Below are 26,133 nucleotides of genomic sequence, written 5' to 3'. Positions count from 1 at the left end.
AGGGTAAACGAGTGTTCGTTGCACTGCAGCAACACCCCAAACAGGCGAAGAATCCGCTCCTGGCGCCACCCTTGGGCCGCGGGAAGGCTCTACCATGGCGGCATGACGACCACCGACCGAGTTCTCTCAGCCGCCGACAGCGCTTTGCGCACACTCTTCGCGCAACCGCGCGCCGCGCGCCCTACGCCGCTGGCGTCCGCAAGCGCCGAGATGCCGCTTTCAGAGCCCGAAAAACGCGTGTCGGGCGCCCTCATGCGCGTCAACCACGTGGGCGAGGTGTGCGCGCAGGCACTCTATACAGCGCAGGCCATGACGACGAACGACCCGGTGCTGCGCCAGCACCTGGACGCGGCCGCGCGCGAGGAAACCGATCACCTGGCCTGGACGCGCCAGCGCCTGGACGAGCTGGGTGACCGCCCTTCCCTGCTGAACCCGCTTTGGTACGCGGGCGCGTTCGGCATTGGCTGGCTGGCGGGGCGCGTGGGGGGCGACAAGCTCAGCCTGGGGTTTGTAGTGGAGACCGAGCGGCAGGTCGAGGCGCATCTGGCCAGCCACATGAACCGGCTGCCGGCGGGCGATGCGGCATCGCGCGCCATCGTGGCGCAGATGAAGGAGGACGAGGCGAACCATGCCCGTGAAGCCGCGGCCGCCGGGGGCACGCCACTGCCGGCGCCGGTGCGCGGCCTGATGCGCCTGGCGGCCAAGGTGATGACGACCACGGCGCACCGCATCTGAGGCGGTGGCAGCGCCGCCTGAGCTTGAAACAGGCCATGAAATGGCCGACCCGATGGCAGCGAGTGCGACGCCCGGCGCAGCACCCCCGAGCGCATGCAGAGCGCGGGCCACAGCCACTTGACTGGTTTTTACCCAAGAAAACCGCCTCTAGCGCACAGCCCACCAGCGCTGGCAGCTACTCAATAAATAGCAAAAAACAAGCTTCTAACACCGTCCGCGTGCTGGGCAAGCCGCGCTGGCGATGGCTAAGTGACCACTTGCGCTTCTGAAGGGGTGTTCGCCATCCGCCTGGTCACGGCAAAGAATAACTGCAAGAAAACGCACGATAGCGCTACAGCCACCATCGCGAGCAGCTATCAATTTGATTGCACCTACGCCGGCCTAGGCCCAGAACAAGGTCCAGCCACCCCGGCACGGCCGGCCATTCACCGCCTCAAGCCACCTCAATCAGATCGAACGACGTGGTGATCTCGGCCGTCTTGGCCAGCATGATCGAGGCGGAGCAGTACTTCTCGTGGCTCAGCGCCACGGCACGCTCCACAGCGCTGGCGGGCACGCCCTTGCCCGTCACGGTGAAGTGCATGTGGATCTTGGTGAACACCTTGGGGTCTTCGGTGGCGCGCTCGCTGGTCAGCTTGACCGAACAGCCACGCACGTCGTGCCGCCCGCGCTTGAGGATCAGCACCACGTCGTACGCCGTGCAGCCGCCGGTGCCGGCCAGCACCGTCTCCATGGGGCGCGGCGCCAGGTTCTGGCCGCCGTTGGCGGGCTTGGCTTCATCGGGCGCGCCATCCATCGCGATGACGTGGCCAGAGCCCGTCTCTGCCACAAACCCCATCCCCGAGCGCGTACCCGCCGCGCCGGTCCAACTGACTGTGCATTCCATCCTTGGCCTCGTGAAAAATGCGTGCAAAAGGGAACGCGAGGGTAGCGGATTCGACACGCCAGCCCCCGCGCACAGGGAAAACTGCCGCAAATAGCAGGCAAGTTGTGTTGCATAGCAGCAAACACTCGGCGAACGCGCGTGCTTTTCGGTACACTGCGAGGCATGCGGTTGGTTTTCCAGCTGCACCGTTTGTCTCCTCCACCCCTTCAATAGGTGGATTAAGCCCTGAGGCCCTGGCCTCGGGGCTTTTTTTTTGCTGCAACGCACCACGGGCACACGCCCCGCACGGCGCAGGCGGCCGGCGCCGTATCATCGCCACTCGCTCCGCGCACTTTTCGGCGCTTGCGGGGCACCTTATTCAGCCTCCTGATCGCCCCCATGCCAGCCTCTCGCACCGCCGCGCCCAGCGCGGGCGCTTTTGCCGCCTCCACGACCGACACCGCCCATTCATCCACGCCCAGCGCTGGCGCCGCGGCGCTGACGGCCATCGACTACCTCAAGCAGGTGCTGACCGCGCGGGTGTACGACGTGGCGATCGAGTCGCACCTGGACCCGGCGCGCGCCCTCAGCCGCCGGCTGAACAACAAGGTGCTGCTCAAGCGCGAAGACCAGCAGCCCGTGTTCAGCTTCAAGCTGCGCGGCGCGTACAACAAAATGGCCAACCTGACGCCCGGCCAGCTTGAAAAAGGCGTGATCTGCGCCAGCGCGGGCAACCATGCGCAGGGTGTGGCGCTGTCGGCCCAGCGGCTGGGCACGCGCGCCGTGGTCGTCATGCCCACCACCACGCCGCAGGTGAAGGTGGACGCGGTCAAAACGCTGGGCGGCGACGTGGTGCTGGCGGGCGACAGCTATTCCGACGCGTACGAGCACGCCGTCAAGCTGCAGGCCGAGCAGGGCCTGACCTTCATCCACCCGTTTGACGACCCGCTGGTGATCGCTGGCCAGGGCACCATCGGCATGGAAATCCTGCGCCAGCACCAGGGCCCGCTGGACGCGGTGTTTCTGGCGATCGGCGGCGGCGGCCTGATCAGCGGCGTGGGCGCGTACATCAAGGCGGTGCGGCCAGACGTGAAGATCATCGGCGTGCAGATGAGCGATTCGTCCGCCATGGCCCAATCGGTGGCCAGCGGCGGGCGCGTCAAGCTGGCCGACGTGGGCCTGTTTGCTGACGGCACCGCCGTCAAGGAAGTGGGGGCCGAGACCTTCCGCGTGGCCGGCCAGGTGGTGGATGAGTTCATCACCGTCGACACCGACGCGGTGTGCGCGGCCATCAAGGACGTGTTCATCGACACGCGCAGCATCGTCGAGCCTTCGGGCGCCATGGCGGTGGCGGCGGTCAAGCAGTACGTGGCGCGCCAGCAGACCACGGGCGGCACCTACGTGGCGGTGTTGTCGGGCGCGAACATGAACTTCGACCGCCTGCGCTTCGTGGCCGAGCGGGCCGAAGTCGGTGAAGAGCGCGAGGCGCTGTTCGCCGTGACCATCCCGGAAGAGCGCGGCAGCTTTCGCCGCTTCATCGAGGCCATCGGCAACCTGCCGGCGGGCCCGCGCAACGTCACAGAGTTCAACTACCGCATCAGCGACGCGGCGCAGCAGGGCAAGGCGCACGTCTTCGTCGGCCTGACCACCGCCGGCAAGGGCGAATCGCCGCGCATCGCCGCTGCGTTTGAACAGGCGGGCTTCAGCGCCATCGACCTCACGCACGACGAACTGGCCAAGGAGCACGTGCGCTACATGGTGGGCGGGCGCTCACGTCTGGCGGTGGATGAGCGGCTGATGAGCTTCGTCTTTCCCGAAAGGCCCGGCGCGCTGCTGAAATTCCTGAACCTGATGTCGCCCAGCTGGAACATCAGCCTGTTCCACTACCGACACCAGGGCGCGGACGACGGGCGCATTTTGGTGGGCATGCAGGTGCCCGCCGCCGACGACGCGGCGTTTCACACCTTTCTGGATGAGCTGGGCTACCCCTGGGTGGAAGAAACCAACAACCCGGCGTATCGGCTGTTCTTGCAGCGCTGACAGCGCCAAAACGACCGCCCGGCGCGGGCAGCGGCCGATGCCGGTCGCCGCTCGCCTGTTGGGCTACGCCGCCGAGCGCGCGAAAAGCTCTTCGCCAGCGCTGACGGCCAACGGCGCGCGCCGCTGCGCCAGCGGCCAGCGCATGCCGACGCAAGACTCTTAAATTGATAGCTACCGGCGCCCGCTGCATCTGCGCCAGAGGCCGATTAGACCCACCCCACAGCGCCCGCCGCGCTGCCGCGCTTTATCAAACGCCCGGCGCGCGGCGCGGGGGGTAAGAGCGCATCGCGGGCACCGAGCCCGGCTTGCCGCTGGCGGACGTATTCACCGTGGGCGCCAGCTGGCCGGGGGTCTGCATGGGCACCGGCGTGGTGGGCGACGCACCGTTGCCATTGCCATTGCCTGGCGTGCCCTGCGGCGTGAGGCTGGGCGATGGCAGGGGCGGCGCCACCGCATCGCCCGCGCTGGAGCGCAATTCCATCGGCGGCATGTCCAGCCGCGCCTCGCGCCCGTTGGTGGCGATCACCACCGCGCGCTGCGACACCGACCGCACCGACCAGCCGTCCACCCCATCCACCGCCGCGCCCACGCGCAGGGGCTTGACGGGCGGCTTGCCGTCCACCGAGATCAGCGCCGCGCCCTTGCCCTGGTGCGTGACCACGCCACGCAGCGCCAGGCGCCCGGTGACGTCCGCCGCCGAAGCGGTGGTGGTGGGCGCATCGGGCGCGCCCAGCGTGCGCGCCACCGCGCGCGTATCGACCTGCACCGCGCCCGACGGCGCGCCGGCCGCAGCCACCGCCATCGGCGCGCCCGCATCGCCCGCACGCAGGTACCAGAACAGCGCACTGCCTGCGGCCACGGCCCACACGGCCAGGGTGACGCCACCCACGGCCCAGCGGGAGTTAGGTAACAGCTTCACCGGCGATCGCCTTGCTTGAACATGCGGCGATTATCATTGATGCGATTGATTTGGACTGTGGCGCGCGCCGCAGCGGGCCCTTTTTTCACGCCGTAACGATGACCGTCTTTTCCTCTCTGGGCCGCCGCGCCCGCCGCAGCCTGGGCTTTACCCTGATCGAGATGATGGTGGTGCTGGTCATCATCGGCGTGCTGGCCGCGCTGATCGTGCCCAATGTGCTGGACCGCACCGACGACGCCCGCGCCACCGCCGCGCGCACCGACGTGCACAACATCATGCAGGCGCTCAAGCTGTACAAGCTGGACAACCTGCGCTTTCCCACGGCCGAGCAGGGCCTGCAAGCGCTGGTGGTGCGCCCCACCACCGCGCCCGCGCCCGCCAACTGGAAGCCCTACCTCGAGAAGCTGCCCAACGACCCCTGGGGCCGCCCGTACCAGTACCTGAACCCAGGCGTGCAGGGCGAGGTGGACGTGATGAGCTTTGGCGCCGACGGGCAAAGCGGCGGCGAAGGCAAGAACGCGGACATTGGCAGCTGGCAGTAATTGGGATGCAACCCCCTGAGTCGCTGCGCGACCTCCCCCTTCTCTCTTCGCGCTGCGCGCTTCGGGAAGGGGGACAACGCGCGTGCCCGGCGCAGGTCCGGGCACCGCGTTCGCTGGGCTGGCCTGCTCCGCGGCCGTTTGCGCCGTGGGGTGCTGAGGCCGGCTGGGCTTGGGCTGGCGGCGGTGTGAGGCGTGCGGACAGCGGGATGACCTTGGCCGCTGGGTGGATGCGCGGCGGTTCTGCGCGTTCGCTGGCTTGGCCTGCTCCGCGAGCGTTTGCACGGTGCGGTGCTGAGGACGGGGCGACAGCTCGGCGTTCGGCCAGCCGGATCAGGCTGGCTGCCGGCTGGATGCACGGCCGCCCCGCGCCTTCGTCGGGCCGGTGCGCTCGGCACGCCACGCCGCTCGCCTGAAGGTGCCTTTTACTTCTGATTTGATAGCTTCCAGCGCCCGCTGGACAAGCGCCAGAGCCATGTTTCGCCCCCCAACCCCGCGCGGTTTCACGCTGATCGAGCTGATGGTGGTGATCGCCATCGTGGCCATGGGCACGGCGCTGGCGGGCCTCGCGCTGCGCGATGGCGATGCGAATGCGCTGGAGCGCGATGCCGAGCGGCTGGCGGCGCTGTTTGAATCGGCGCGGGCGCAGTCGCGCGCGGCGGGCGTGCCGGTGGTCTGGCACACCACGGCCACCGGCTTTGTGTTTGACGGCCTGCCCGCCAGCGCCGCGCCGCTGCCCACGCGCTGGCTGGACGGGCAAACGCGCGCGCTGGGCAACGCACCCGTGGTGCTGGGGCCAGATCCGATCATCGGCGCGCAGTCCGTGGTGCTGCAGCGCGCGGGCGGCACCACGCAGGCGCAGATGCGAGTGGCGACCGATGGCTTGCGGCCGTTCACGGTGGGGGCGCCATGACGCGCGCGCTGGAGGCGCTGGGCGCCTTGCCACCGCACGATTTGTGCATCGCACGCAAGGCGGAGGCGCGACGCGCGTTGCTGGCGCAGCGCGCCCAACGGCATTCGCTGGCATCGCCTGCTGCGCGGTCCGTAGGCCTGGGGATGGCGGCTGGCTGGGTTTTCGCAGCGCGCGCCGGATGGTTTGGGCTTCACCGCCAGGGTGCGGCGGGCGATGCGTTTGATGGCGCAGAAACTCCTGATTTCATAGCTGCCAGCGCTCATCCCACGGGCGCCAGAGGCTCATTTGACTTGCAACACCGCCGGCAGCGCGGCTTCACCCTGGTCGAGGTGATGGTGGCCCTGGCGATCACGGCGATCGCGCTGGTGGCGGGCCTGAAATCGACCGCAGCGCTGACGGACAACGCCGATCGCCAGGGGCGTTTGCTGCTGGGCCAGGTGTGCGCCGAAAACCGCCTGGTCGAGCTGCGTCTGGCGCGCCAGCTGCCGAACGTGGGCGACACGGTCAGCGACTGCGCGCAGGCCGGGCTGACGCTGCAGGTGGCGCAGGCGGTGCGGCCCACGCCGAACCCCAACTTCCGCCGTGTGGATGTCAGCGTGCTGGACGGCGGGCGGCAGGTGGTGCGGGTGACCAGCATCATGGGCAGGAACTGATGCCACCGATGCCATCGCCCCCGTCGGTGCCGCGCGCGTTTCCCCCCCATTCGTCGCGCCGTGCGCTGCGGACTGGGGCACGGTGCGACCAAGCCGCTCTGGCCGTCAATCCTAATTTCATAGCTGCCAGCGCTGACCCCACCAGCGCCAGGGGCCGATTTGGTCCGCAATCTTCGCCCCTGCGCAGCGCCCGCAGGCCCAGCGGCTTCACCCTGATCGAGGTGCTGGTCGCGCTGACTATCATGGCGGTGATGGCCATGCTGACCTGGCGCGGCATCGATGGCATGGCGCGTGCGCAGGAAAGCACGCGCCGCTACACCGACGACGTGCTGGCGCTGCAGGCCGGGCTGTCGCAGTGGCGCGCCGACCTCGACGCCATGATGGTCTGGCCCGTGACCGACGGCAGCCCGCCCTACCAAACGTCTGCCTCGCAGCGCAGCCTGTCGTGGGACGGGCGGCTGCTCCGCATCACCCGCGCCAGCGCTGGCGAGCCGGCCGGCGGCCTGCGCGTGGTGGCCTGGACGCGCCGCCCCGACGGCCAGTGGCTGCGCTGGCAGTCGGCGCCCTTCCTGTCGCAAAACGCCTGGAAGGCCGCCTGGGACAACGCCGAGAACTGGAGCCAAACCGCCAACGAGCAGGCCGCAGACGGCACCGGCGCCCAGGCCGTGCGCGTGGCCAACGCCACCGAATGGCAGGTGCATTACTTTCGCAACAACGCCTGGACCAACCCGCTGTCCAGCGGCGCCGAATCGGCCGCCGCCGTGGGCACCCTGCCCGACGGCGTGCGCCTGCTGATCAACTTCGCCCCCGGCCAGGCCATCAACGGCCCAATGGTGCTGGACTGGGTGCGGCCCAACTTCGGGGGGGCTTCATGAGGGCGCAGCAGCCCTCGGCACGCCAGCGCGGCGCCGCCTTGCTGATGGCCATGATCACCGTGGCCCTGGTCGCCACGCTGGCCGCCGCCGCCATGTGGCGCCAGTGGCGGGGCGTAGAGGTCGAGGCCGCCGAGCGCGCGCGCGTGCAGTCGGCCTGGATCTTGACGGGCGCGTTGGACTGGGGCCGGCTGATTCTGGCGGGCGATCTACGGGAGGACCGCAACCGCGGCTTCGACGCCGACCACCTGGGCGAGCCCTGGGCCGTGCCGCTGGCCGAGGCGCGCCTGTCCACCTTCCTGGCCGCTGGCGAGGCCAGCAGCGACACCGACCGCGACGCGTTTCTGTCCGGCCAGATCACCGACATGCAGTCGCGCATGAACGTCATGAACCTGGTGGCGGGCGCGCCGTCGCAGCAGTTGGATGCCTTCACCCGCTTCACCCGCCTGTTTGAGCTGCTCAACCTGCCCAGTGGCGAGCTGGGCGCGCTGCAACGCGCCCTGGCACGCGCCAGCGCGGCGATGCGCGGCCCCACCGACGACGGGGGCGACGCGCCCCTGCTGCCGCGCCGATTCGAGCAGCTGGCCTGGCTGGGCCTGCCCGCCAGCACGCTGGACACGCTGCGGCCCTACGTCACCGTGCTGCCATTGGTGAACAACGCGCCCACCCCCGTCAACCTGAACACCGCCAGCGCGCAGGTGATCGCCGCCAGCATCCCCGAGCTGGACATGGCGCGCGCCCAGCGCGTGGTGGTTCAGCGCGACAGCAGCTTCTTCAAGCAGCCGTCAGACGCGATGCAGGCCGTGGGCGGCCCGCAGGCCAGCACGACCTGGGTCAGCACCACGTCCGACTTTTTTGAGGTGCGTGGCCGCCTGCGGCTGGACGACGTAGCGCTGGAAGAGGTTTCGGTGGTGCAGCGCGACCGCCGCACGCGCCAGGTCACCACGCTGTGGCGCGAACGCACGGCGCTCACCGTCGATCTGGGCAACGGCGCGGGCGCCACGCCCCTGGCGCGGGCGGCGGGCGCGCGCTGAGCGCCTGCCTGGCCGACACACACGCCGCCTACAATCGCCCGACTTCGCCATGAGCTTGTTGTTACTTTCCCTGCCCCCCGGACCGCCGGGCAGCTACGAATACGCCACCTCGACCGACGGCCAGACGCTGGCCTCGCACGGGGCGGCGACCATCGCGCTGCTGCCGCCCGCCGGTCGCGGCGTGGAGGTGGTGGCCATGGCAGCGGCCAGCCAGGTGTCGTGGCACCGCGTCACGCTGCCGCGTGGCGTGGGCCCCAACTCACCGCGCATCCGCCAGACGCTGGTCGGCCTGCTGGAAGACGTGCTGCTGGACGAGCCAGAGCACCTGCATTTCGCGGTGGACCCAGACGCCACCGGGGGCGGCGGCGCCTGGGTGGCGGTGTGCAACCGCGCCTGGCTGTCGATGCACCTGCGCGCGCTGGACGCGGCCAACCGCCCCATCACGCGCATCGTGCCGGAGCTGCGCCCGCGCAGCGGCAACCTGCGCATGATCATCACCGGCGAGCCAGACACCGCCCGCGTGCTGATGAGCGGCGACCTGGTGCCCGGCGGCGCCCAGGCGCTGCCCCTGACGCAAGGCACGCTGGCGCTGCTGCAGCTGGATTCGCTGAAAAGCGGAGACCCGGAAGACCCTGAGCGCCCCAAGCTCGAACTGCTGGCCGAGCCGGCCGTGGCCGAGCTGGCAGAGCAGATGCTGGGCCGCCGCGTCACCATCCACCAGCCCGCCAAGCGCTTGCTGGCGGCCAGCCGTTCCAACTGGGATCTGGCGCAGCTCGATTTGACCCGCACTGGCCGCGCCCGCGCCGCCCAGCGCGCCGGCGCCCTGTGGCGCGACTTTCTGCACGCCCCGCAATGGCGCCCCGCGCGCTGGGGCGTGGTGGGCTTTCTCGCCGCCAACCTGGTGGGGCTCAATTTATGGGCCTGGCGCACGCAGGCTGAACTGCAAACCCGCCGCGCGCAGGTCAACAACACGCTGACGCAAACCTTCCCGAACGTGCGCGCGGTGGTCGACGCACCGGTGCAAATGGGGCGCGAAGTGGCGGCGCTGCGGCAAAGCTCGGGCGCCACGTCGCACCGCGACCTGGAACCCATGCTGAGTGCTTTAGGCCAGGTGGTCGGCACCCAGACAACGCCGACAGCTATCGAATATGCAGCAGGCGACATGCGCGTGCGCGGCCTGCCGCTGCCCGCCAGCGCCATCGCCGACGCCAACCAGCGCCTGCGCCCGCTGGGCTACAGCGCCCACACCGATGGCGACGCGCTGGTCATGCGCCAGGAGGCCGCCACACCATGAACCGCCGAGAAAACAGCGAACCCAACCGCCTTGGCGCCGCCTGGGCGCGCCTGGACGCACGCGAGCGCCGCCTGGTGGCCATCGCCGCCACGGTGGTCGGGCTGGCCCTGCTGTGGTGGGTGGGCCTGGCGCCTGCCCTGCGCACGCTGCGCGAAGCCCCGGCGCAGCGCGCGGCGCTGCAGGTGCAGGCGCAGAAGATGCAGCAGCTCAAGGCCGAGGCGGATGCGCTCAAGTCGGTGCCGCGCCTGGCGCAAGAAGAAGCGCTGCGCGCACTGGAAACCGCCATGAAGCAGCGCCTGGGCGACACCGGCCAGCTGAGCGTGATGGGCGACCGCGCGAACGTGGTGCTCAAAGGCGCATCGGCGACGGCATTGGCCGACTGGCTTTCTGACGTGCGGGTGAATGCGCGCGCCACGCCGGTCGAGGCGCGCCTGACCCGCAGCGGCGACACCGCCCCCGGCGCGCCGGTGCACTGGAGCGGCACGCTGTCGCTCAGCGTGCCCAGTTCATGAGATCGTCCGCGCACCAGCGCCTACGCGCACCATGAGCCTTCTGCCCTGGAAACGGCGCACCGCCGCCCCGGCGGCCGAAGCGCCCGGACACGCGCCGCCCTGGGGGTGGGCCTGGGCCGGCGCGTTGCTCGGTCTGCTCCTGGTGCTGGTGCTGACGGCCCCGGCGCGCTGGCTGACGCAAGCCGTCATGCAGGCCAGCGGCGGCCGCGTGCAGCTGAACGACCCGGCAGACAGCCTGTGGAACGGCTCGGCCAAGCTGGTGCTGACCGGCGGCGCGGGGAGTCAAGACGTCACGGCCCTGCCCGGGCGCGTGCACTGGCGCCTGCGCCCGGGCTGGAGCGGCGTGCGCGTGGCGCTGACCGCCGACTGCTGCACCGCCACCCGCCCGATCGAGCTGGCCATCAGCCCCCGCTGGGGTGGCGCGAGCGTCACGGTGGCTGACAGCCAGTCGCAATGGCCGGCCGCGGTGTTGACCGGGCTGGGCACGCCCTGGAACACGGTGCAGCCGCAGGGCGAACTGTCGCTGGCCACGCGCGGGCTGGCGCTGGAAACGGTGGCCGGGCGGCTGACGGTGCTGGGCGCGGCGGACATCACGCTGCGCCAAGTGTCATCCAGGCTGTCTACATTGCAGCCCCTGGGCTCTTACCAGCTTCAGGTGAACGGCGGCGACGCCGTTTCGCTGCAACTTTCCACGCTGGAGGGCGCCTTGCGGCTTTCCGGCAGTGGCCAATGGGTGGGCTCGCGCCTTCGCTTCAATGGGGAGGCCACGGCCGCCCCCGGCATGGAGGCGCAGTTGGCCAACCTGCTCAACATCATCGGCCGCCGCCAGGGCGAGCGGGCGATCATCTCTATCGGCTGAGGCGCCTCAGACCTGACCCCGAAGTTCAACAAACCCGGGCAAGTCGTTGTTTTTATGGAATTTTCACGCTTACTCGCACGCCAACTCCTGACGCTGGCGGGACCAACTGATACATTGGACATCGCTTGCAGAAGTGTTTGCCCAATGGCCCGCGACCGTGCTGAATCCCCCTTCTCCGCCGCCAAGCAAGTCTGTTTGCGCTGCGCCCTGCACCACGTGCTGAAGCACTGGGGCCAGACCGCGACCGCCGTCACGCTGCTGTCGGCCGCGACCCTCGTCAACGCGCAGGCCGCCATCACCGCGATCACCGGGCAGCAAGTGAATGGGCGCGACGCGGTGCGCGTCGAGTTCAACGGCGCCACTGACGTGGTGCCCACCAGCTTCAAGATGGATTCGCCCCCGCGCATCGCCATCGACCTGCCCGGCATCGAAGCCGGCACCATCGCGCGCAGCGTGCCGCTGGCGCAGGGCAACATCAAAAGCATTCGGCTGGCCGCTGCGGGCGACCGCACACGCTTGGTCATGGAACTGGCCGAAGCCGCCGAGCTGCGCACCGCACGCGACGGCAATGCGTTGGTGCTGACGCTGGAGCCCTCCGCCCGCCCCGCCGCCCCGAAGGGCGACACCGTGGTAGCGCAAGCCGACACCAGCGCCGCTGGCGAAGCCGCAGCGTCGCGTAAGCGGGCCACTGCCCACGCCGCGCCCAAATCCGCCGCTGCCGAGACGCCCTCCACGCGCGGCAACGTCACATTGGACTTTGCCAACGCCGAGATCGACGCCGTGGCCCGCACCATGGCCACCATCACCGGCAGCAACGTGGTGGTCGATCCGCGCGTAAAAGGCACGATGACGCTGACCAGCACCACGCCGGTCAGCCCCTCGCAGGCGATGCGGCTGTTCTCGACCCAGTTGCGCACGCAGGGCTTCGCGCTGGTCGAGTCCAACGGCATGTACGTGGTCTTGCCCGAGGCTGAGGCCAAGCTGCAAAGCAGCGCCGTGTCCGCCGGCCAGCCGCGCGCCACCGGCGGGCAGATCGTCACGCAGATCTTCCGGCTGACGCACGAGAACGCCAACAACCTGGTGCCGGTGCTGCGCCCGCTGATCAGCCCCAACAACACGATCAACGTCAATGCGGGCACCAACTCGCTGATCATCACCGACTACGCGGACAACCTGCAGCGCCTGTCGCGCATCATCTCGTCGCTGGACGTGTCCAACGCCACCGGGGTGGAGGTGGTTCGCTTGCGCCACGCCGTGGCGTCGGATCTGGCGCCGCTGGTCGCGCGCTTGCTGGAGTCGGGCGGCAACGGTACCGCCGTGGTGGCCCAAGCCGTGCCGGGCCAAGGCAATGTGCCGCCCGCGGCCGCCGTCAACACCGGCAGCGGCGACGGCTACCGCACCACGCTGGTGCCCGAGCCCCGCAGCAACGCGATCATCGTGCGCGCGGCCAACCCGGCCCGGCTGGCAATGGCCAAGACGCTGATCGAGCAGTTGGACCAGCCGCCCTCTGCCCGCGCCGACGGGGGCACCGGCAACATCTACGTCGTTTACCTGAAGAACGCCGATGCGACCAAGCTGGCCGTCACGCTGCGCGCCGCCCTGGCCGCGCTGCCAGGCCAGGCCAACACCGGCGCGGCCGGCGGAACCGGTGGCGCAGCCGCAATGCCAGCCAGCGCCAACACCGGCCTGGGCGGCAACCAGGCCCAGGCGAGCATGGGGCAAAACGGCAGCAGCGGCCTGGCCAGCGGGCCCAGCATCAACGCGGCGGGCAACAACCAGCCGTCGACGGGCGGCCAGATCCAGGCGGACCCTTCCACCAACTCGCTGATCATCAGCGCGCCGGAACCGGTCTACCGCGAGTTGCGCGCGGTGATCGACAAGCTGGACCAGCGCCGCGCGCAGGTGTTCATTGAGAGCCTGATCGCCGAGGTGCGCTCCGACAAGGCGGCTGAATTCGGTATCCAGTGGCAGGGCCTGCTGGGCCGGCGCGATGGCACCAACGTGGGCATCATCGGCACCAACTACGGCAGCGGCGGCGACAACATCATCAACCTGGTGGGCCAATTCGCCAACGGCAAGCCTACTTCATCCAACATCATGCTGCCCAACCAGGGCATGAACCTGGGCCTGGCGCACCGCGTGAACGGCCTGTTCACCCTCGCTGCGCTGGCCAACTTCCTGCAGTCGTCCGGCTCGGGCAATGTGCTGTCCACGCCCACGCTGCTGACGCTGGACAACGAAGAGGCCAAGATCATCGTCGGCCAGAACGTGCCGTTCGTCACCGGGAGCTATTCGAATACGGGCGCCAGCGGCAGCACGCTCAACCCCTTCCAGACCTACGAGCGCAAGGACGTGGGCCTGACGCTGCGCGTCAAGCCGCAGATCAGCGAGGACGGCACCATCAAGATGGTGATCTACCAGGAAACGTCCGACGTCGTCCAGAACTCGGTGAACGCGGCGCAAGGCCCCACCACCAACAAGCGCGCGATCGAATCCAGCGTGCTGGTGGACGACGGCGCCATCGTGGTGCTGGGCGGCCTGCTCGAAGACCGCTTCGCCAACGACGAAAGCAAGGTGCCCGTGCTTGGCGACGTGCCGGTGATCGGCAACCTGTTCAAGTCCCAAAGCCGGCAGAACTTCAAGACCAACCTGATGGTTTTCCTGCGCCCCGTGATCGTGCGCGATGCCGCTTCCACCGAAGCCTATTCGCTCGATCGCTACGAGCTGATGCGCTCGGTGCAGCAAGGCCATCTGCCGCCGGCCAACCCGGTGCTGCCGGTGAATCAAGGGCCCATGCTGCCGCCGGTGGTTCCCGCCAACCCAGCCGCCTGGAGCCGCACGGCGCCGCCGCCACCGCTGATCAGCGCCCCCGCCGCGGGTGAAGGCAACTACTACGGCGGCACCACGTTCACCAGCCCGTAGCCATGCGCTACCCGTTGCCCTATGCCTTCGCGCGCACTGCGCGCCTGTTGCTGGAAGACGATGGCCACGGCCTGACGCTGTGGCACGACGGCCACCCCGAGGCCGGCCACCTGAGCGAGGTGATGCGCCGCTACGGCGACGCGCCCGAGCCCCTGGCCCTGCAGCAGGCCGACGCGCAAAGCCTGGCCCAGCGCATCAGCACCGCGTATTCGCAAAGCGAATCCAGCGCCGCAGCGGTGGTGAGCGAGGTCGAATCCGATGCCGACCTGTCGCGCATCATGCAAGAGCTGCCCGCGGTCGAAGACTTGCTGGAATCGGCCGACGACGCGCCCATCATCCGCATGCTGAACGCGCTGCTGACCCAGGCCGCGCGCGACGGCGCCAGCGACATCCACATCGAGGCTTACGAGCGCCATTCCAGCGTGCGTTTTCGAGTGGACGGCGCGCTGCGCGAGGTGGTTCAGCCCAACCGCGCCCTGCACGCCGCGCTGATCAGCCGCCTGAAGATCATGGCCGACCTGGACATCGCGGAAAAGCGCCTGCCGCAGGACGGCCGCATCAGCCTGCGCCTGGGCACGCGCGCCATCGACGTGCGCGTGTCCACCCTGCCCAATGCCCACGGCGAACGCGCGGTGCTGCGCCTGCTGGACAAGTCCGAAAGCAAGCTCACGCTGGAGGCGGTGGGCATGCAGGGCGAGGTGCTGGGCCAGTTTGAAAAGCTGATCGCCCAGCCGCACGGCATCATCCTGGTGACCGGGCCCACGGGCTCGGGCAAGACGACCACGCTGTACGCCAGCCTGGCGCGGCTGGACGCCACCCGCAACAACATCATGACGGTGGAAGACCCGATCGAGTACGACCTGCCCGGCGTCGGCCAGACGCAGGTCAACAGCAAGATCGAGTTGAACTTTGCCCGTGCGCTGCGCGCCATCCTGCGCCAAGACCCGGACATCGTGATGATCGGCGAGATTCGCGACATCGAAACCGCGCAGATCGCCATCCAGGCCTCGCTGACGGGCCACCTCGTGCTGGCCACGCTGCACACCAACGACGCGGCCAGCGCCGTCACCCGCCTGATCGACATGGGGGTCGAGCCCTTCCTGCTGTCGTCCTCGCTGCTTGGCGTGCTGGCCCAGCGCCTGGTGCGCAAGTACTGCGCGGCTTGCGGCGGCAAGGGCTGCGACGTGTGCGGCCATACCGGCTACCAAGGGCGCACGGGCGTGTTTGAGCTGCTGGTGCTGGACGACGGCATCCGCGCCCAGGTGCACGCCCAGGCGCCAGAGGCCGACATCCGCGCCGCCGGCCTGGCCGCAGGCATGCAGCTGATGCGCGATGACGGCGAACGTCTGATCGCGGGTGGCATCACCAGCCGCGAAGAGCTGCTGCGCGTGACGCGGGACTGATTGGCGCCGCGCGCTGTGCGCGGTGGCACCTGGCGGCGGCCAGCTCGCCGCGCCAAGCTTATGAATTCAATCGGCCTCTAGCGCCCGCTGCTCCAGCGCTGGCAGCTATTGTTTTTGAAGTGAACGCGGGGCCATGCCGTCATGGCGACATGGCTTGCACACACGCCGCGCCCGGTTACTTGCTGGCGTTTGACCGGTGAAGACCGGCGCTGCGCCAACCTAAAGCCACTTTCGACGCAGTACGGCCTTGGTCATGCGGCCCCCGCGTTCAGGCGCCGCGCATCGGCGCCGCTCAGGCGACGGCCGCCTCGTCGGTGCGCGTGGCGCCCTTGTTGTCCTTCCAGGTCACCGACACCTTGTCGCCCACCTTGGCGCCCTTGATGGTGAACTGCAGGAAGGGGTTCTTCGACACCGCCGCGCCCCATTCGCAGCTGAACACCGGCTTGCCGTTCAGGCTGGCCGACACCTCCGCGATGTGCCAAGCGGGCACCACGGTGCCGGAAGGATCCTTGCGCTGCCCGGATTCCATCTCGTGCGTCATCAACACCCGCACGGTGGCCTTGTCGCCCGCGGCCTGAGCGCGGATTCGCATGGGTTCTGCCATCGTTTCTACTCCTGTCCAAAATGTCTGTTGCCGGCCTGAAGCACACTGCGACAGGCGGCGGCGCCGCAATCAGCCGCCGCAGCCGCCCAGCGTCACGGTGACCGCCTTCTTGGCGTAATGCGCCTTGCCGTCGGCGGTGATGGCCACGGCGTACACGTCGGACGATTCGCCCATCTTGGAGCGCGTGGCAAAGTTCGCCTCGACCTGCGGGGTGACGTTGAACACGGCCACCAGCGCATTGGGGTTCTTTTCGACCAGCAGCACCAGCTGCTTCACGTTGGGCAGCGTAGAGGCCAGCGCCAGCGGCACCACGGCGCCGTTTTCGGCCACGTCGGGCGCCGTCAGCGTGACGGCGGTGCTGGGGGTGGGCGCCCCGGCCGCGCCCAGCGCCTTGAGCGCGTCGTTCACGCTCTTGGCGTCGAAAGCGGCCTTGTTGAACGCCAGCGCGTACTGCGGAAACAGCCCGGTGCCGGCCAGCAGCCCCGCCACCACGGCGCCTTGTTTCAGTGTCTGTCGACGGGTTTGCGTCATCGTCATGCTCCTCTTCGATTGGCCAATGCTAATGCGTGAACCCTTGCCGCACCAAAATGGCGCTGTAAACCCCCCGGTAGTTTGCGGCCGGACTTGATCTGGTCAAATTCCGGCGCTGCTTGCGGGTGACGGGCATACGACACGCGCACGACAGACATGCGACGGACGCTACGTTTTACATAGCTTCCAGCGCTTGCTGCACCTGCGCCAGCGGCTGAAATGGGCCTTGAATCACTCTGATCCGCCTCGATACGCCAAGGCGGTGCGCACCGCTGTCAGCCGCGCGTCCACGTAGGCCGCGCAGAAATCGTTCGCGCCGCCCACCAGCCAGGGCGCCACCTAGCACCCCTCAGGCCCAAGAAACGACGGCGCGGGCGACACGTGGCCTGCAGCGCACCTAGCAACGCATATGGCAGCAGAAAAGCGCTGCAGCGCCCTACCCTACAGCGCCAGCAGCTATCTTTTAAGGAGTAACTCCGCTGCGGCGCCGCGCACACACCCGGCGCGTGCAGCGGGCCTTCAGCGAGTTGCCGAAAGCCCACGCAGGCCGCATCAGGCCAGTGCGTCGGCCCAGATGTTGTTGGCCCAGCCCAGCGCATACGCGCCTTCCAGGGGGCTGGCCACGTCCGACAAGCCGCCCGAGCCGGGCACGGTGAGCAAGGTTTTCTTCTCGGCGTCGTAGCGGTGCACGCTGGACACGTGCACCACCTCGGTCGCGCTGACGAAGCTGTAGCAGGTGTTGTTGTAGATCGGCAGCGGGTTGGGTTCGCGCCCGCTCATCAGCGCGACGATGCCGGCCGCGGCCACCTTGGCGTGCTGGTTGGCCATGTGCCCGGATTTGGGCATCAGCGGCGCCACCTGCAGCGCGTCGCCCAGGATGTGCACGTTCTTGGCGGCCTTGGATTCCATGGTCAGCCAATCCACCTCGCACCAGCGCTTGTTGGCGGTTGTCAGGCCCGCGTTGTGGGCGATGTCGCCCGCGCGCTGGGGCGGCAGCACGTTGAGCACGTCGGCCTTGATGTCGTCGTTGAACTCGAACTTCAGCGTGCCGGTGGCGGCGTCCACGTCGGTCAGGCTGTGCCGGGGGCGGTAGTCGATGATGCCGTTGTAGCGGTCGGCCCAGGCTTTCTTGAACAGCGCGGCCTTGGACGTCACGTCTTCGTTGGCGTCGAGGATCAGCACCTTGGACTTGGGCTTGGCGCGGCTGAAATAGTGCGCCACCAGGCAGGCGCGCTCATACGGGCCGGGCGGGCAGCGGTAGGGCGCCAGCGGGATGGTCAGCGCGTACACGCCGCCGTCGGGCATGGCTTCCAGCTGCTGGCGCAGCGCCACGGTCTGCGGGCCGGCCTTCCAGGCGTGCAGCACCTTGTCGCGCGCGCCGGGCTTGGCCAGCCCCGGCAGAGCGTCCCACAGAAACTCAACGCCGGGCGAAAGCACCAGGCGGTCGTACGCCAGCGTGTCGCCGCTGGCCAGCTTGAGCACGCGCTTGTCCAGGTCGATGCCCACGGCGCTGTCCTTGACCACTTTCACGCCGTGGCGCTTGGCCAGGTTGTCGTACGACACGGTGACGTCCGCGATCTGCTTGGCGCCTTCCAGCACCAGGTTGGAGATGGGGCACGAGACGAAGGCGGCGTTGGGCTCGACCAGGGTGACGTCCAGCGCGCCGTCCGACCACATGCGCAGGTACTTGGAAGCGGTAGCGCCACCGAACCCGCCACCGACGACGACCACCTTGCCGCGGCCCGCGCCGCCCGTGGACGCACAGCCTGCAGACAGGCCCAGCACCGATGCGGCCGAGCCCACCTGAATGAATTGACGACGATCCATGCTCTGCCTCCTCAAGGTTTCTGCGCCGCAAACCATGCGGCAATGGCGCTCAGCTGTTCATCGCTGTAGCCCTTGGACAGCTGGTGCATGATGGTCGCCGGGCGCTTGCCCGCCTTGAACTCCAGCAACTTCTTGAGCGTTTCTTCCTTGCTGGTGCCCGCCAGCGCAGGCATGCCGGGCTGGGCGCGGCCATTGGTGCCGTGGCAGCTGGTGCAGCCAGCGGCCCAGCTGCGAACTTGCAAGGGGTCAACCTGGGCGTGCGCGGCGCCGCCAGCGCACAGCGCGGCCAGGGCCATGCCCAAGGGCACAAAAGATTTCATCGGGGCTTCTCCTATCGGTTTTTCAGATCGCGGGCGCGCCTGGGGGGCGGGTACGCTTGGATACAGTCAAGAAAATCATAGTGGACATACCCCCTCCCAGGTAGCGCAGGCGCGTGAAGAGGCAGGGGATGGCGTGGATTGCCGTCCATAGCCGGCAAAGCAGGTGGCCCAGCCAGCGGGCAATCAGCCAGACGGGGCGCCAGCGCTGCGTGTGTCCGAGCGCAGCGTGCGGCTCAGCAGCACGACGGGCACCAGCCCGACCAGCACCAGGGCCAGCGAGGGTAAGGCCGCTTCGCCCAGGCGTTCGTCGCGCGCCAGCTGGTTGGCCACCACGGCCAGGGTGTCGGTATTGAAGGGCCGCAGCACGATGGTGGCAGGCAGCTCTTTCATCACGTCCACAAACACCAGCAGCGCACCGGCCATGCTGGCGCGGCGCAGCAACGGCCAGTGCACGCGGGCGGCCACGCTCAAGCCCCCGGCGCCCAGCATGCGGGCGGATTCGTCCAGGCTGCGCGGCACGCGCGCGTACCCGCTTTGCATGGATTGCAGCGCCACCGCCACAAAGCGCACCAGGTAGGCCCACACCAGGCCGACGATGGTCACGGTGATCCAGCCGCCCACCCCGCTTTCAGGCCAGCGCGCCTGCACCCAGCCCACGGGCAGCAGCATGCCCACCACGATGACCGCGCCCGGCACGGCGTAGCCCAGCGCCACCAGTTGGGCCGCGCCGCGCCGCAGCGGCGTGGGCGCGCGGCGCACGCTGTAGGCGATGAACCACGCCGCCAGCACCGCCAGCGCCGCGGTGATGGCGCCCAGGCGGATGCTGTTCCAGGCCCAGACGAGGAAGCGGTCCCACGGCAGCACCGACCAGTCGGCCGCCAGCGGGCGCAGCATGAAAGCCACCGGCAGCACAAAGCCCATCAACACCGGCAGCAGGCACAGCACCCAGGCCAGCGCACGGCGCCCGCCCGTCAGCACGATGGGCCGCGCCTCGCTGGAGCTGGCGCGCGCCGTGGCGCTGCCAACAAAGCGCAGGCGGCGCTGGGCGCGCTGCTCCAGCCACAGCAGCACGACCACCAGCGCCAGCAGCAGCGTGGCCAGTTGCGCGGCGGCCACGCGGTTGTCCATCGACAGCCAGGCTTTGTAGATACCGGCGGTGAAGGTCTGAATGCCAAAGTAGGCCGACACGCCGTAGTCGGCCAGCACCTCCATCAGCGCCAGGGCCGTGCCCGCCGCAATGGCCGGGCGCGCCATGGGCAGCGCCACTTCCATCAACCGGCGAGGCAGCGATGCTCCCAGCAGGCGCGCGGCCTCCATCAGCTGCGGCGCGCGCTCTGCCAGCGCGGTGCGTGCCAGCAGATAGACGTACGGGTACATCGAGAACGAGAACACCCAGGCCGCGCCGCCCACGCTGCGCACTTCGGGCAGCAGGCGGCCTTCCAGCCCGAAAGTGGCGCGCAGCCACACCTGCAGCGGGCCGGAGAACTGCAGGAAGTCGGTGTACGCGTACGCGGTGACGTAGGCCGGCATGGCCAGCGGCAGCAGCAGCAGCCATTCAAAGCTGCGGCGGCCGGGAAAGTCGAACACCGTGACCAGCACCGCTGCGGGCACGCCCATGGCGATCACGCCCACGCCCACCATCAGCGTCAGCTTGACGGTGACCCACAAATACTCGGGCAGCACCGTGGCGGCCATTTCGCGCAGGATCTGCGCCGAGACCTCGTTCCACTGCAGCCAGGACGCGCCCACCGCCAGCACCGGCAACACCAGCACGAAGGCCAGCAGGACAAGCAACAGGGTAGGCAGCGCGCGCAAGGGTCGTGGGGGCAAAGAAAACAGAACAAGCGCAGCGCGCCTGGCCCGCCAACTCGGCGAACGGGCCAAATGAGAATTGTACGTATCTACAATCGACGCCATGTTCTTGCAGATCAACCAGGTGGACGTGCGCTACCCCGGCGCCGAACGCCCCGCCGTCCTGGGGGCCACGCTGGGCCTGCGCGCGGGCGATATCGGGGTGCTGATTGGCCCCTCAGGCTGCGGCAAGACCACGCTGCTGCGCGCCGTGGCGGGGCTGGAGCGCGTCAGCGCCGGCGAAATCCGCCTGGGCGATGAAGTGGTCAGCAGCGCGCGCGTGCACGTCGCGCCCGAACGCCGCCGCATCGGCATGGTGTTTCAGGACTACGCGCTGTTCCCGCACCTGGACGTGGCGCACAACGTGGGCTTTGGCCTGAAGCATTTGGCCGCCGCCGAACGCCGCGCCCGCGTGGCCGAGGTGCTGGCACTGGTCGATCTGACCGGCAGCGAAAAGCGCTTCCCGCACGAGTTGTCGGGCGGGCAGCAACAGCGCGTAGCCCTGGCGCGCGCCATGGCGCCCTCACCCCGCCTGCTGCTGCTGGACGAGCCGTTTTCCAACCTCGATGTGGACTTGCGCGAGCGCCTGGCGCATGAGCTGCGCGGCATCCTCAAGGCCGCGGGCGCCACGGCGCTGTTCGTCACCCACGACCAGCTGGAAGCCTTCGCCATTGGCGACCAGATCGGCGTGATGCAGCAGGGCCGCCTGCACCAGTGGGACGACGCGTACAGCCTGTACCACCGCCCGGCCACGCGCTTCGTGGCGGATTTCATTGGCCACGGCGTCTTCGTGCCCGCGCACATCGTCGCCACCGCCGACGGCGCGCGGATCGACACGCCCCTGGGCACGCTGCGCAACGTAACCGACTGCCCGCTGCCGGGCGCCGATGGCGGCGAGCGCTGCGACCTGCTGCTGCGCGCCGACGACATCGTGCACGACGACAGCGCGCCGGTGAAGGCTGAGGTGCTTCGCAAGGCGTTTCGCGGCTCGGAGTTTCTCTACACCCTGCGCCTGCCCAGCGGCGAAACGGTGATGGCGCACGTGCCCAGCCACCACGACCACCAGATCGGCGAACACATCGGCATCCGCCCGGCGGTGGACCATGTGGTGACGTTTCCGGCTGAAAGCGCCTGAACTGGGCGCACGCGCGTCCGACCAGAAGGCGGAAGCACTATTTAAATGATAGCTGCCAGCGCTGGCGCATAGGGCGCCAGAAGGCTTTTTTATCTATAACTTGGCACTACCCGCCGACGGCCCGCGCAGCGCCGCCACGTCGTCGCGCAAGCTGGCCGCCCACTCGCGCCGCTCATGCCCCTGCGGAGGCTGCGGCGCGCCATAGCTGACAACGGCGCGTATGCCGGGCGTGGTCAGCGTGCGCCACACCGAGCCGCCCAAGCTTTGATCGCCAATGTAGATCGGCGCCATGCTGATGGCGCCGGTGCGCATGTCGACGAATTCCAGCGCCACCGGCAGCACGGACGACTGCGCCGAGATGGCCGCCTGGATCAGGTTGGCGTGAAACGGCAGCAAGGTGCGGCCGTCGCTGGTGGTGCCTTCGGGGAAGACGCCGACCACCTCGCCGCGCAGCAGTGCATCGCGCATGTGGTGCACCACGCGCAGTGCATCGCGGCGCGATTCGCGCTCGATGTAGAGCGTGCCCGCCTCGGTGGCCATGGTGCCGATCACCGGCCAGCCCTTGATGTCGGACTTGGCGACAAAGCGGCAGAACCCGGCGGCGTGCATGACCAAAATGTCCAGCCACGAGATGTGGTTGGCCACCAGCATCAGCGGGCCACCGGCCGGCGGCGTGCCACGCACTTGCAAATCGATGCGCCACACGCGCAAGAAACCTGCAGCCCAGCGCTGCACTTCTGCCTCGCGCTGGGCCTGGGTGAGCTTTGCAAAGCGTGTGCGGATGGTCCACCAGCCGCCCAGCAGGTGTGCCCCGCCGCGCAGCAGCAGCCAGCTGGCGCGCAGGGCTTTCATGGCAAGGGCCGCCGGGCTGCGCGGCGATGCGCAGAGCGACCGTGGCGAAGGGGATGGCGTCGCCCGTGGCGCTTGTCCATCAAGCCTCAGCCCCCGTGCGCCAGGTGGCCACCCACCAGTGTGCAGCGCACACGCCCGGCCATTTCGTAGCCCGAGAACGGGGTCAGCTTGCCCTGGCTGAGCAGCGCGTCGGGCGTCACCGTCCAGCGCGCTTCGGGGTCGAACACGCACAGATCGGCCACGCCGCCTTCGGCCAGCCGCCCGACGCTGGCCTGCAGCGTGCCCAGCGCCGCGCCCAGCACCTGGGCAGGCGCGGTGGTGACGCTGGCCAGCGCGCGCATCACTCCGCCCTCGCCCGCCGCGTGGCCCCACTTCAGCGCCAGCGGCAGCAGCAGCTCCAGCCCCGTGGCGCCGGGCTCGGCCTCGGCAAAGGGCAGCTGCTTGGCGTCGGCCTCCACAGGCGTGTGGTCGGACACCAGCGCGTCGACGGTGCCGTCCAGCAAGGCGGCGCCCAGCGCCTCGCGGTCGCGCTGCTGGCGCAGCGGCGGGTTCACCCGCATGCTGGTGTCGAAATAGCCGATGTCTTGATCGGTCAGGTGCAGCGAATGGATGCTGACGTCGGCCGTCACGTTCAGCCCCTCGGCCTTGGCCTGGCGCAGCAGCGCGACGCCCGCAGCGCTGGACAGGCGCGACAGGTGCACACGCGGGCCTTTCGCCCCGCCCGCAGCACGCAGCAATTCAAACAAGGTGTGCAGCGCAATCGTCTCGGCCGCCGCCGGCACGCCGGACAGGCCCATGCGCATGGCCAGCGGTCCGCTGGCGGCCACGCCGGTGCCCAGCCAGGGGTCGAGCGGGCGCAGCCACACGGCGTAGCCGAAGGTGTTGGCGTACTGCAGCGCGCGCAGCAGCACCTGGGTGTTGGCGATGGGCACGTCGGCCTGGCCAAAGGCCACGCAGCCGGCGTCGGTCAGCTGCCCCATCTCGGTCAGCACTTCGCCTTTCAGGCCACGAGTGAGCGCGCCCTGCGGGAACACGCGCGCCTGGTGCAGCTTTTCGGCGCGGTTGCGCAGCATCTCGACCAGACCGGGCTCGTCCAACACCGGGTCGGTGTCCGGCGGGCAGACGAGGCTGGTCACCCCGCCGGCCACGGCCGCCGCCATCTCGCTTTCCAGCATGCGAGCGTGTTCATGCCCGGGCTCGCGCAGGCGCGCGGTGAGGTCGACCAAGCCCGGCAGCACCCAGCAGCCGCGCGCATCCACCGTGCGGCTGGGCGCGAAGTCGCCGGGCAACTTGCCGATGCCCAGGATGCGGCCCGCCGCGACGGCGACGTCGGCCACCTCGTCGCGGCCGGTGGCTGGGTCGATTACACGGCCGTGTTGAATCAGTAGCTTCATGGTGTTGAGCTGTGTGAAGGGCTTTGCCCCGGCTGACCCAGAATGTCTTGCAAGGCCCGCACCAGCGCCTCGCATTCCGGTTGAGAACCGACGGTGATTCGCAGATAGTTGGCTATGCGCGCCTGCTTGAAGTGGCGCACCAGAATCTTGCGCTCGCGCAGCGCCTGCTGCAGCTGGGCGGCATCGCGGCGCGGATGCGTGACGAACAGAAAGTTACTGCTGGAAACCGGCCCTGAAAAGCCGAGGGCTTGCAGTTCAGCCGCCAACCATGCGCGGCTGGCGACGATGCGTTGGGTGATCGCATCAAAATGCGCGCGGTCTTCCAGCGCGGCCTGCGCGCCCGCCTGCGCCACGCGATCCAGCGGGTAGGAGTTGAAACTGTCCTTGACGGTGTTCAGCGCTTCGATCAGATCAGGGTGGCCCAGCGCAAAGCCCACACGCAAGCCGGCCAGCGCGCGGGATTTGGACAGTGTTTGAACCACCAGCAACTGCGGAAACTCGTTGACGAGCGAGGCCGCGCTTTCGGCACCGAAATCAACGTAGGCCTCATCCAGCAAGACCACCGAATCTGGGTTGCCCGCCAGAAGCTGCCGCACCTCTGACAGCGGCAGCGCCAGGCCTGTCGGCGCATTGGGGTTGGGCAGCACGATTCCGCCGTTGGGCTGTGCGTAGTCCGTCACTTGGACGTGAAGGTCGCCGTCCAGCGGCACGGCCTGGCATTCGATGCCGTACAGCGCGCAGTACACCGGATAAAAGGAGTAGCTGACATCGGGCACCAGCACCGGCTGGCCATGGCGCAACAGTGCCATGAAGGCGATGGCCAGCACTTCATCTGACCCGTTGCCAACGAAGACCTGTTGCGGCTGCAGGGCGAACTGCGCCGCGATGGCGTCGCGCAGCGTGGTGGAGCGCGGGTCAGGGTACAGGCGCAGGCGCGCGTCGCACTGCTCGGCCATGCGCTGGAGCGCCAAGGCCGAAGGCGGGTACGGACTTTCGTTGGTGTTGAGCTTGATCCAGTCGTCCTGCTGCGGTTGCTCGCCCGGCGTGTAGGCGCTCAGCTGCCGGATCTGCGGACTCCAGAACCTCTGCTGCGTCATGCCTCGTTACCCGCCACGATGCTCAGCACGGCCATGCGCACCGCGATACCAAAGGTGACCTGCGGAAGGATGACGCTCTGCCGGCCATCCACCACATGGGAATCGATTTCCACCCCGCGGTTGATCGGCCCGGGGTGCATGACGATGGCATCGGGCTTGGCCCAGCGCAGCTTTTCGGGCGTCAGGCCAAAGCTCTTGAAGAATTCCTGGCTCGACGGCAGCAATGCGCCGCTCATGCGCTCATTTTGCAGGCGCAGCATGATGATGACGTCGGCATCCTTGATGCCTTCTTCCAGCGTGTGGCACACCCGCACGCCCATCGGCCCGAAATCACCAGGCACCAGAGTACGAGGGCCGACGACCCGCACCTCGGCCGCGCCAAGGGTGGTCAGCGCGTGAATGTCGGAGCGCGCCACGCGCGAGTGCAGCACGTCGCCCACGATCGCGACCGTCAAGTTGGAAAAATCCTTCTTGTAGTGGCGGATGGTGTACATGTCGAGCAGGCCCTGCGTGGGGTGCGCATGCCGCCCGTCGCCCGCATTGACGACATGCACGTGCGGCGCCACGTGCTGCGCGAGCAGGTACGGCGCCCCACTTTCGCTGTGGCGCACCACAAAGATGTCGGCGGCCATGGCGCTCAGGTTGGCCACGGTGTCCAGCAGCGATTCGCCCTTGGCGGTGGATGAGCGGGCGATGTCCAGCGTGTACACATCGGCAGACAGCCGGGTGGCGGCAATGTCGAAGGTGGTGCGCGTGCGGGTGCTGTTTTCAAAGAACAGGTTGAAAACGCTCTTGCCGCGCAGCAGCGGCACCTTTTTGACCTCGCGGTCGCTCACGCTGACGAACTGCGCCGCCGTATCCAGGATGTGCGTCAGAATGTCGCGCGGTAGCCCCTCGGTGGACAGCAGGTGAATGAGTTCGCCATGGGCGTTGAGTTGGGGGTTGCGTCGAGCCAGCACGGC

24 protein-coding genes are annotated in these 26,133 nt (G+C 68.8%); 13 read left to right on the top strand and 11 right to left on the bottom strand.

Going from position 1 to position 26,133, the window contains the following annotated elements:
• The first annotated feature begins 102 nt into the window (after positions 1-102).
• Complete coding sequence (coq7, locus tag C6570_RS07010; RefSeq protein WP_106702580.1) at positions 103-735, top strand: 2-polyprenyl-3-methyl-6-methoxy-1,4-benzoquinone monooxygenase; 633 nt, start codon at positions 103-105, stop codon at positions 733-735.
• 433 nt (positions 736-1,168) lie between these two features.
• Here coq7 and C6570_RS07005 read toward each other — a convergent pair whose 3' ends face one another.
• Positions 1,169-1,621 carry an OsmC family protein gene (locus C6570_RS07005; protein WP_106702579.1) on the bottom strand — a complete coding sequence of 151 codons (453 nt, stop codon included), beginning with the start codon at positions 1,619-1,621 and terminating at the stop codon, positions 1,169-1,171.
• Between the two features lie 378 nt (positions 1,622-1,999).
• Between C6570_RS07005 and ilvA the strand changes: the two genes are divergently transcribed.
• Positions 2,000-3,640: a threonine ammonia-lyase, biosynthetic gene (ilvA, locus tag C6570_RS07000; protein ID WP_106702578.1), complete on the top strand. Its 1,641-nt coding sequence runs from the start codon at positions 2,000-2,002 to the stop codon at positions 3,638-3,640.
• A 247-nt stretch (positions 3,641-3,887) separates the two neighbouring features.
• On the opposite strand, the gene C6570_RS06995 is transcribed toward ilvA, so the two are convergent.
• Complete coding sequence (locus C6570_RS06995; protein WP_106702577.1) at positions 3,888-4,559, bottom strand: hypothetical protein; 672 nt, start codon at positions 4,557-4,559, stop codon at positions 3,888-3,890.
• A 98-nt stretch (positions 4,560-4,657) separates the two neighbouring features.
• Between C6570_RS06995 and gspG the strand changes: the two genes are divergently transcribed.
• From gspG to C6570_RS06945, 10 genes are all read left to right on the top strand, one after another.
• A complete protein-coding gene (gspG, locus tag C6570_RS06990; RefSeq protein ID WP_106702576.1) occupies positions 4,658-5,101 on the top strand; it encodes a type II secretion system major pseudopilin GspG in 444 nt (147 codons plus the stop codon).
• A gap of 472 nt (positions 5,102-5,573) precedes the next feature.
• On the top strand, positions 5,574-6,011 hold the full coding sequence (locus tag C6570_RS06985; RefSeq protein WP_106702575.1) for a prepilin-type N-terminal cleavage/methylation domain-containing protein: 438 nt from the start codon (positions 5,574-5,576) through the stop codon (positions 6,009-6,011).
• 332 nt (positions 6,012-6,343) lie between these two features.
• Complete coding sequence (locus C6570_RS18390; protein ID WP_245896433.1) at positions 6,344-6,664, top strand: type II secretion system protein GspI; 321 nt, start codon at positions 6,344-6,346, stop codon at positions 6,662-6,664.
• Between the two features lie 221 nt (positions 6,665-6,885).
• Complete coding sequence (locus C6570_RS06975; RefSeq protein ID WP_342747948.1) at positions 6,886-7,539, top strand: PulJ/GspJ family protein; 654 nt, start codon at positions 6,886-6,888, stop codon at positions 7,537-7,539.
• Positions 7,536-8,570, top strand: coding sequence for a type II secretion system minor pseudopilin GspK (gene gspK, locus C6570_RS06970; RefSeq protein WP_164675501.1), 1,035 nt, complete (start codon positions 7,536-7,538; stop codon positions 8,568-8,570). Before C6570_RS06975 ends, gspK begins: the two co-directional genes overlap by 4 nt.
• Positions 8,571-8,619: 49 nt before the next feature.
• Positions 8,620-9,864 carry a type II secretion system protein GspL gene (gene gspL / locus C6570_RS06965; RefSeq protein WP_106702573.1) on the top strand — a complete coding sequence of 415 codons (1,245 nt, stop codon included), beginning with the start codon at positions 8,620-8,622 and terminating at the stop codon, positions 9,862-9,864.
• Positions 9,861-10,376: a type II secretion system protein GspM gene (gene gspM, locus C6570_RS06960; protein WP_106702572.1), complete on the top strand. Its 516-nt coding sequence runs from the start codon at positions 9,861-9,863 to the stop codon at positions 10,374-10,376. The genes gspL and gspM overlap by 4 nt, the downstream gene beginning before the upstream one ends.
• Before the next feature lie 31 nt (positions 10,377-10,407).
• Positions 10,408-11,235, top strand: coding sequence for a type II secretion system protein N (gspN, locus tag C6570_RS06955; RefSeq protein ID WP_106702571.1), 828 nt, complete (start codon positions 10,408-10,410; stop codon positions 11,233-11,235).
• Positions 11,236-11,379: 144 nt separating this feature from the next.
• The gene (gene gspD / locus C6570_RS06950; RefSeq protein ID WP_245896329.1) at positions 11,380-14,157 is read left to right on the top strand and encodes a type II secretion system secretin GspD; all 2,778 of its coding nucleotides are present in this window, start codon (positions 11,380-11,382) and stop codon (positions 14,155-14,157) included.
• 2 nt (positions 14,158-14,159) lie between these two features.
• Positions 14,160-15,560, top strand: coding sequence for a GspE/PulE family protein (locus tag C6570_RS06945; RefSeq protein ID WP_106702570.1), 1,401 nt, complete (start codon positions 14,160-14,162; stop codon positions 15,558-15,560).
• 292 nt (positions 15,561-15,852) lie between these two features.
• On the opposite strand, the gene soxZ is transcribed toward C6570_RS06945, so the two are convergent.
• The 5 genes from soxZ to C6570_RS06920 form a co-directional block, all read right to left on the bottom strand.
• Positions 15,853-16,164 (bottom strand): thiosulfate oxidation carrier complex protein SoxZ, encoded by a 312-nt coding sequence (gene soxZ / locus C6570_RS06940; protein WP_211297658.1) that lies wholly within the window; start codon positions 16,162-16,164, stop codon positions 15,853-15,855.
• A gap of 69 nt (positions 16,165-16,233) precedes the next feature.
• A complete protein-coding gene (soxY, locus tag C6570_RS06935) occupies positions 16,234-16,695 on the bottom strand; it encodes a thiosulfate oxidation carrier protein SoxY (protein WP_106704555.1) in 462 nt (153 codons plus the stop codon).
• Between the two features lie 552 nt (positions 16,696-17,247).
• Complete coding sequence (locus tag C6570_RS06930; protein ID WP_106702569.1) at positions 17,248-18,522, bottom strand: NAD(P)/FAD-dependent oxidoreductase; 1,275 nt, start codon at positions 18,520-18,522, stop codon at positions 17,248-17,250.
• Between the two features lie 11 nt (positions 18,523-18,533).
• Positions 18,534-18,842, bottom strand: coding sequence for a c-type cytochrome (locus C6570_RS06925; RefSeq protein WP_245896327.1), 309 nt, complete (start codon positions 18,840-18,842; stop codon positions 18,534-18,536).
• Positions 18,843-19,025: 183 nt separating this feature from the next.
• Complete coding sequence (locus tag C6570_RS06920; protein ID WP_245896326.1) at positions 19,026-20,672, bottom strand: ABC transporter permease; 1,647 nt, start codon at positions 20,670-20,672, stop codon at positions 19,026-19,028.
• Positions 20,673-20,757: 85 nt separating this feature from the next.
• Between C6570_RS06920 and C6570_RS06915 the strand changes: the two genes are divergently transcribed.
• Positions 20,758-21,828, top strand: coding sequence for an ABC transporter ATP-binding protein (locus C6570_RS06915; protein WP_106702567.1), 1,071 nt, complete (start codon positions 20,758-20,760; stop codon positions 21,826-21,828).
• A gap of 93 nt (positions 21,829-21,921) precedes the next feature.
• On the opposite strand, the gene C6570_RS06910 is transcribed toward C6570_RS06915, so the two are convergent.
• The 4 genes from C6570_RS06910 to C6570_RS06895 form a co-directional block, all read right to left on the bottom strand.
• A complete protein-coding gene (locus C6570_RS06910; RefSeq protein ID WP_106702566.1) occupies positions 21,922-22,680 on the bottom strand; it encodes a lysophospholipid acyltransferase family protein in 759 nt (252 codons plus the stop codon).
• Between the two features lie 86 nt (positions 22,681-22,766).
• Positions 22,767-24,074: a dihydroorotase gene (locus tag C6570_RS06905; protein WP_106702565.1), complete on the bottom strand. Its 1,308-nt coding sequence runs from the start codon at positions 24,072-24,074 to the stop codon at positions 22,767-22,769.
• Positions 24,071-25,171: a histidinol-phosphate transaminase gene (gene hisC, locus C6570_RS06900; RefSeq protein WP_106702564.1), complete on the bottom strand. Its 1,101-nt coding sequence runs from the start codon at positions 25,169-25,171 to the stop codon at positions 24,071-24,073. The genes C6570_RS06905 and hisC overlap by 4 nt, the downstream gene beginning before the upstream one ends.
• Complete coding sequence (locus C6570_RS06895; RefSeq protein WP_106702563.1) at positions 25,168-26,130, bottom strand: aspartate carbamoyltransferase catalytic subunit; 963 nt, start codon at positions 26,128-26,130, stop codon at positions 25,168-25,170. Before C6570_RS06895 ends, hisC begins: the two co-directional genes overlap by 4 nt.
• Positions 26,131-26,133: the final 3 nt, after the last annotated feature.

This window comes from Ottowia oryzae (genome assembly GCF_003008535.1).
GTDB lineage: Bacteria > Pseudomonadota > Gammaproteobacteria > Burkholderiales > Burkholderiaceae_C > Ottowia > Ottowia oryzae.
Note: the sequence above shows the minus strand (reverse complement) of the source record. Positions and strands in the feature narration are given on the sequence as shown.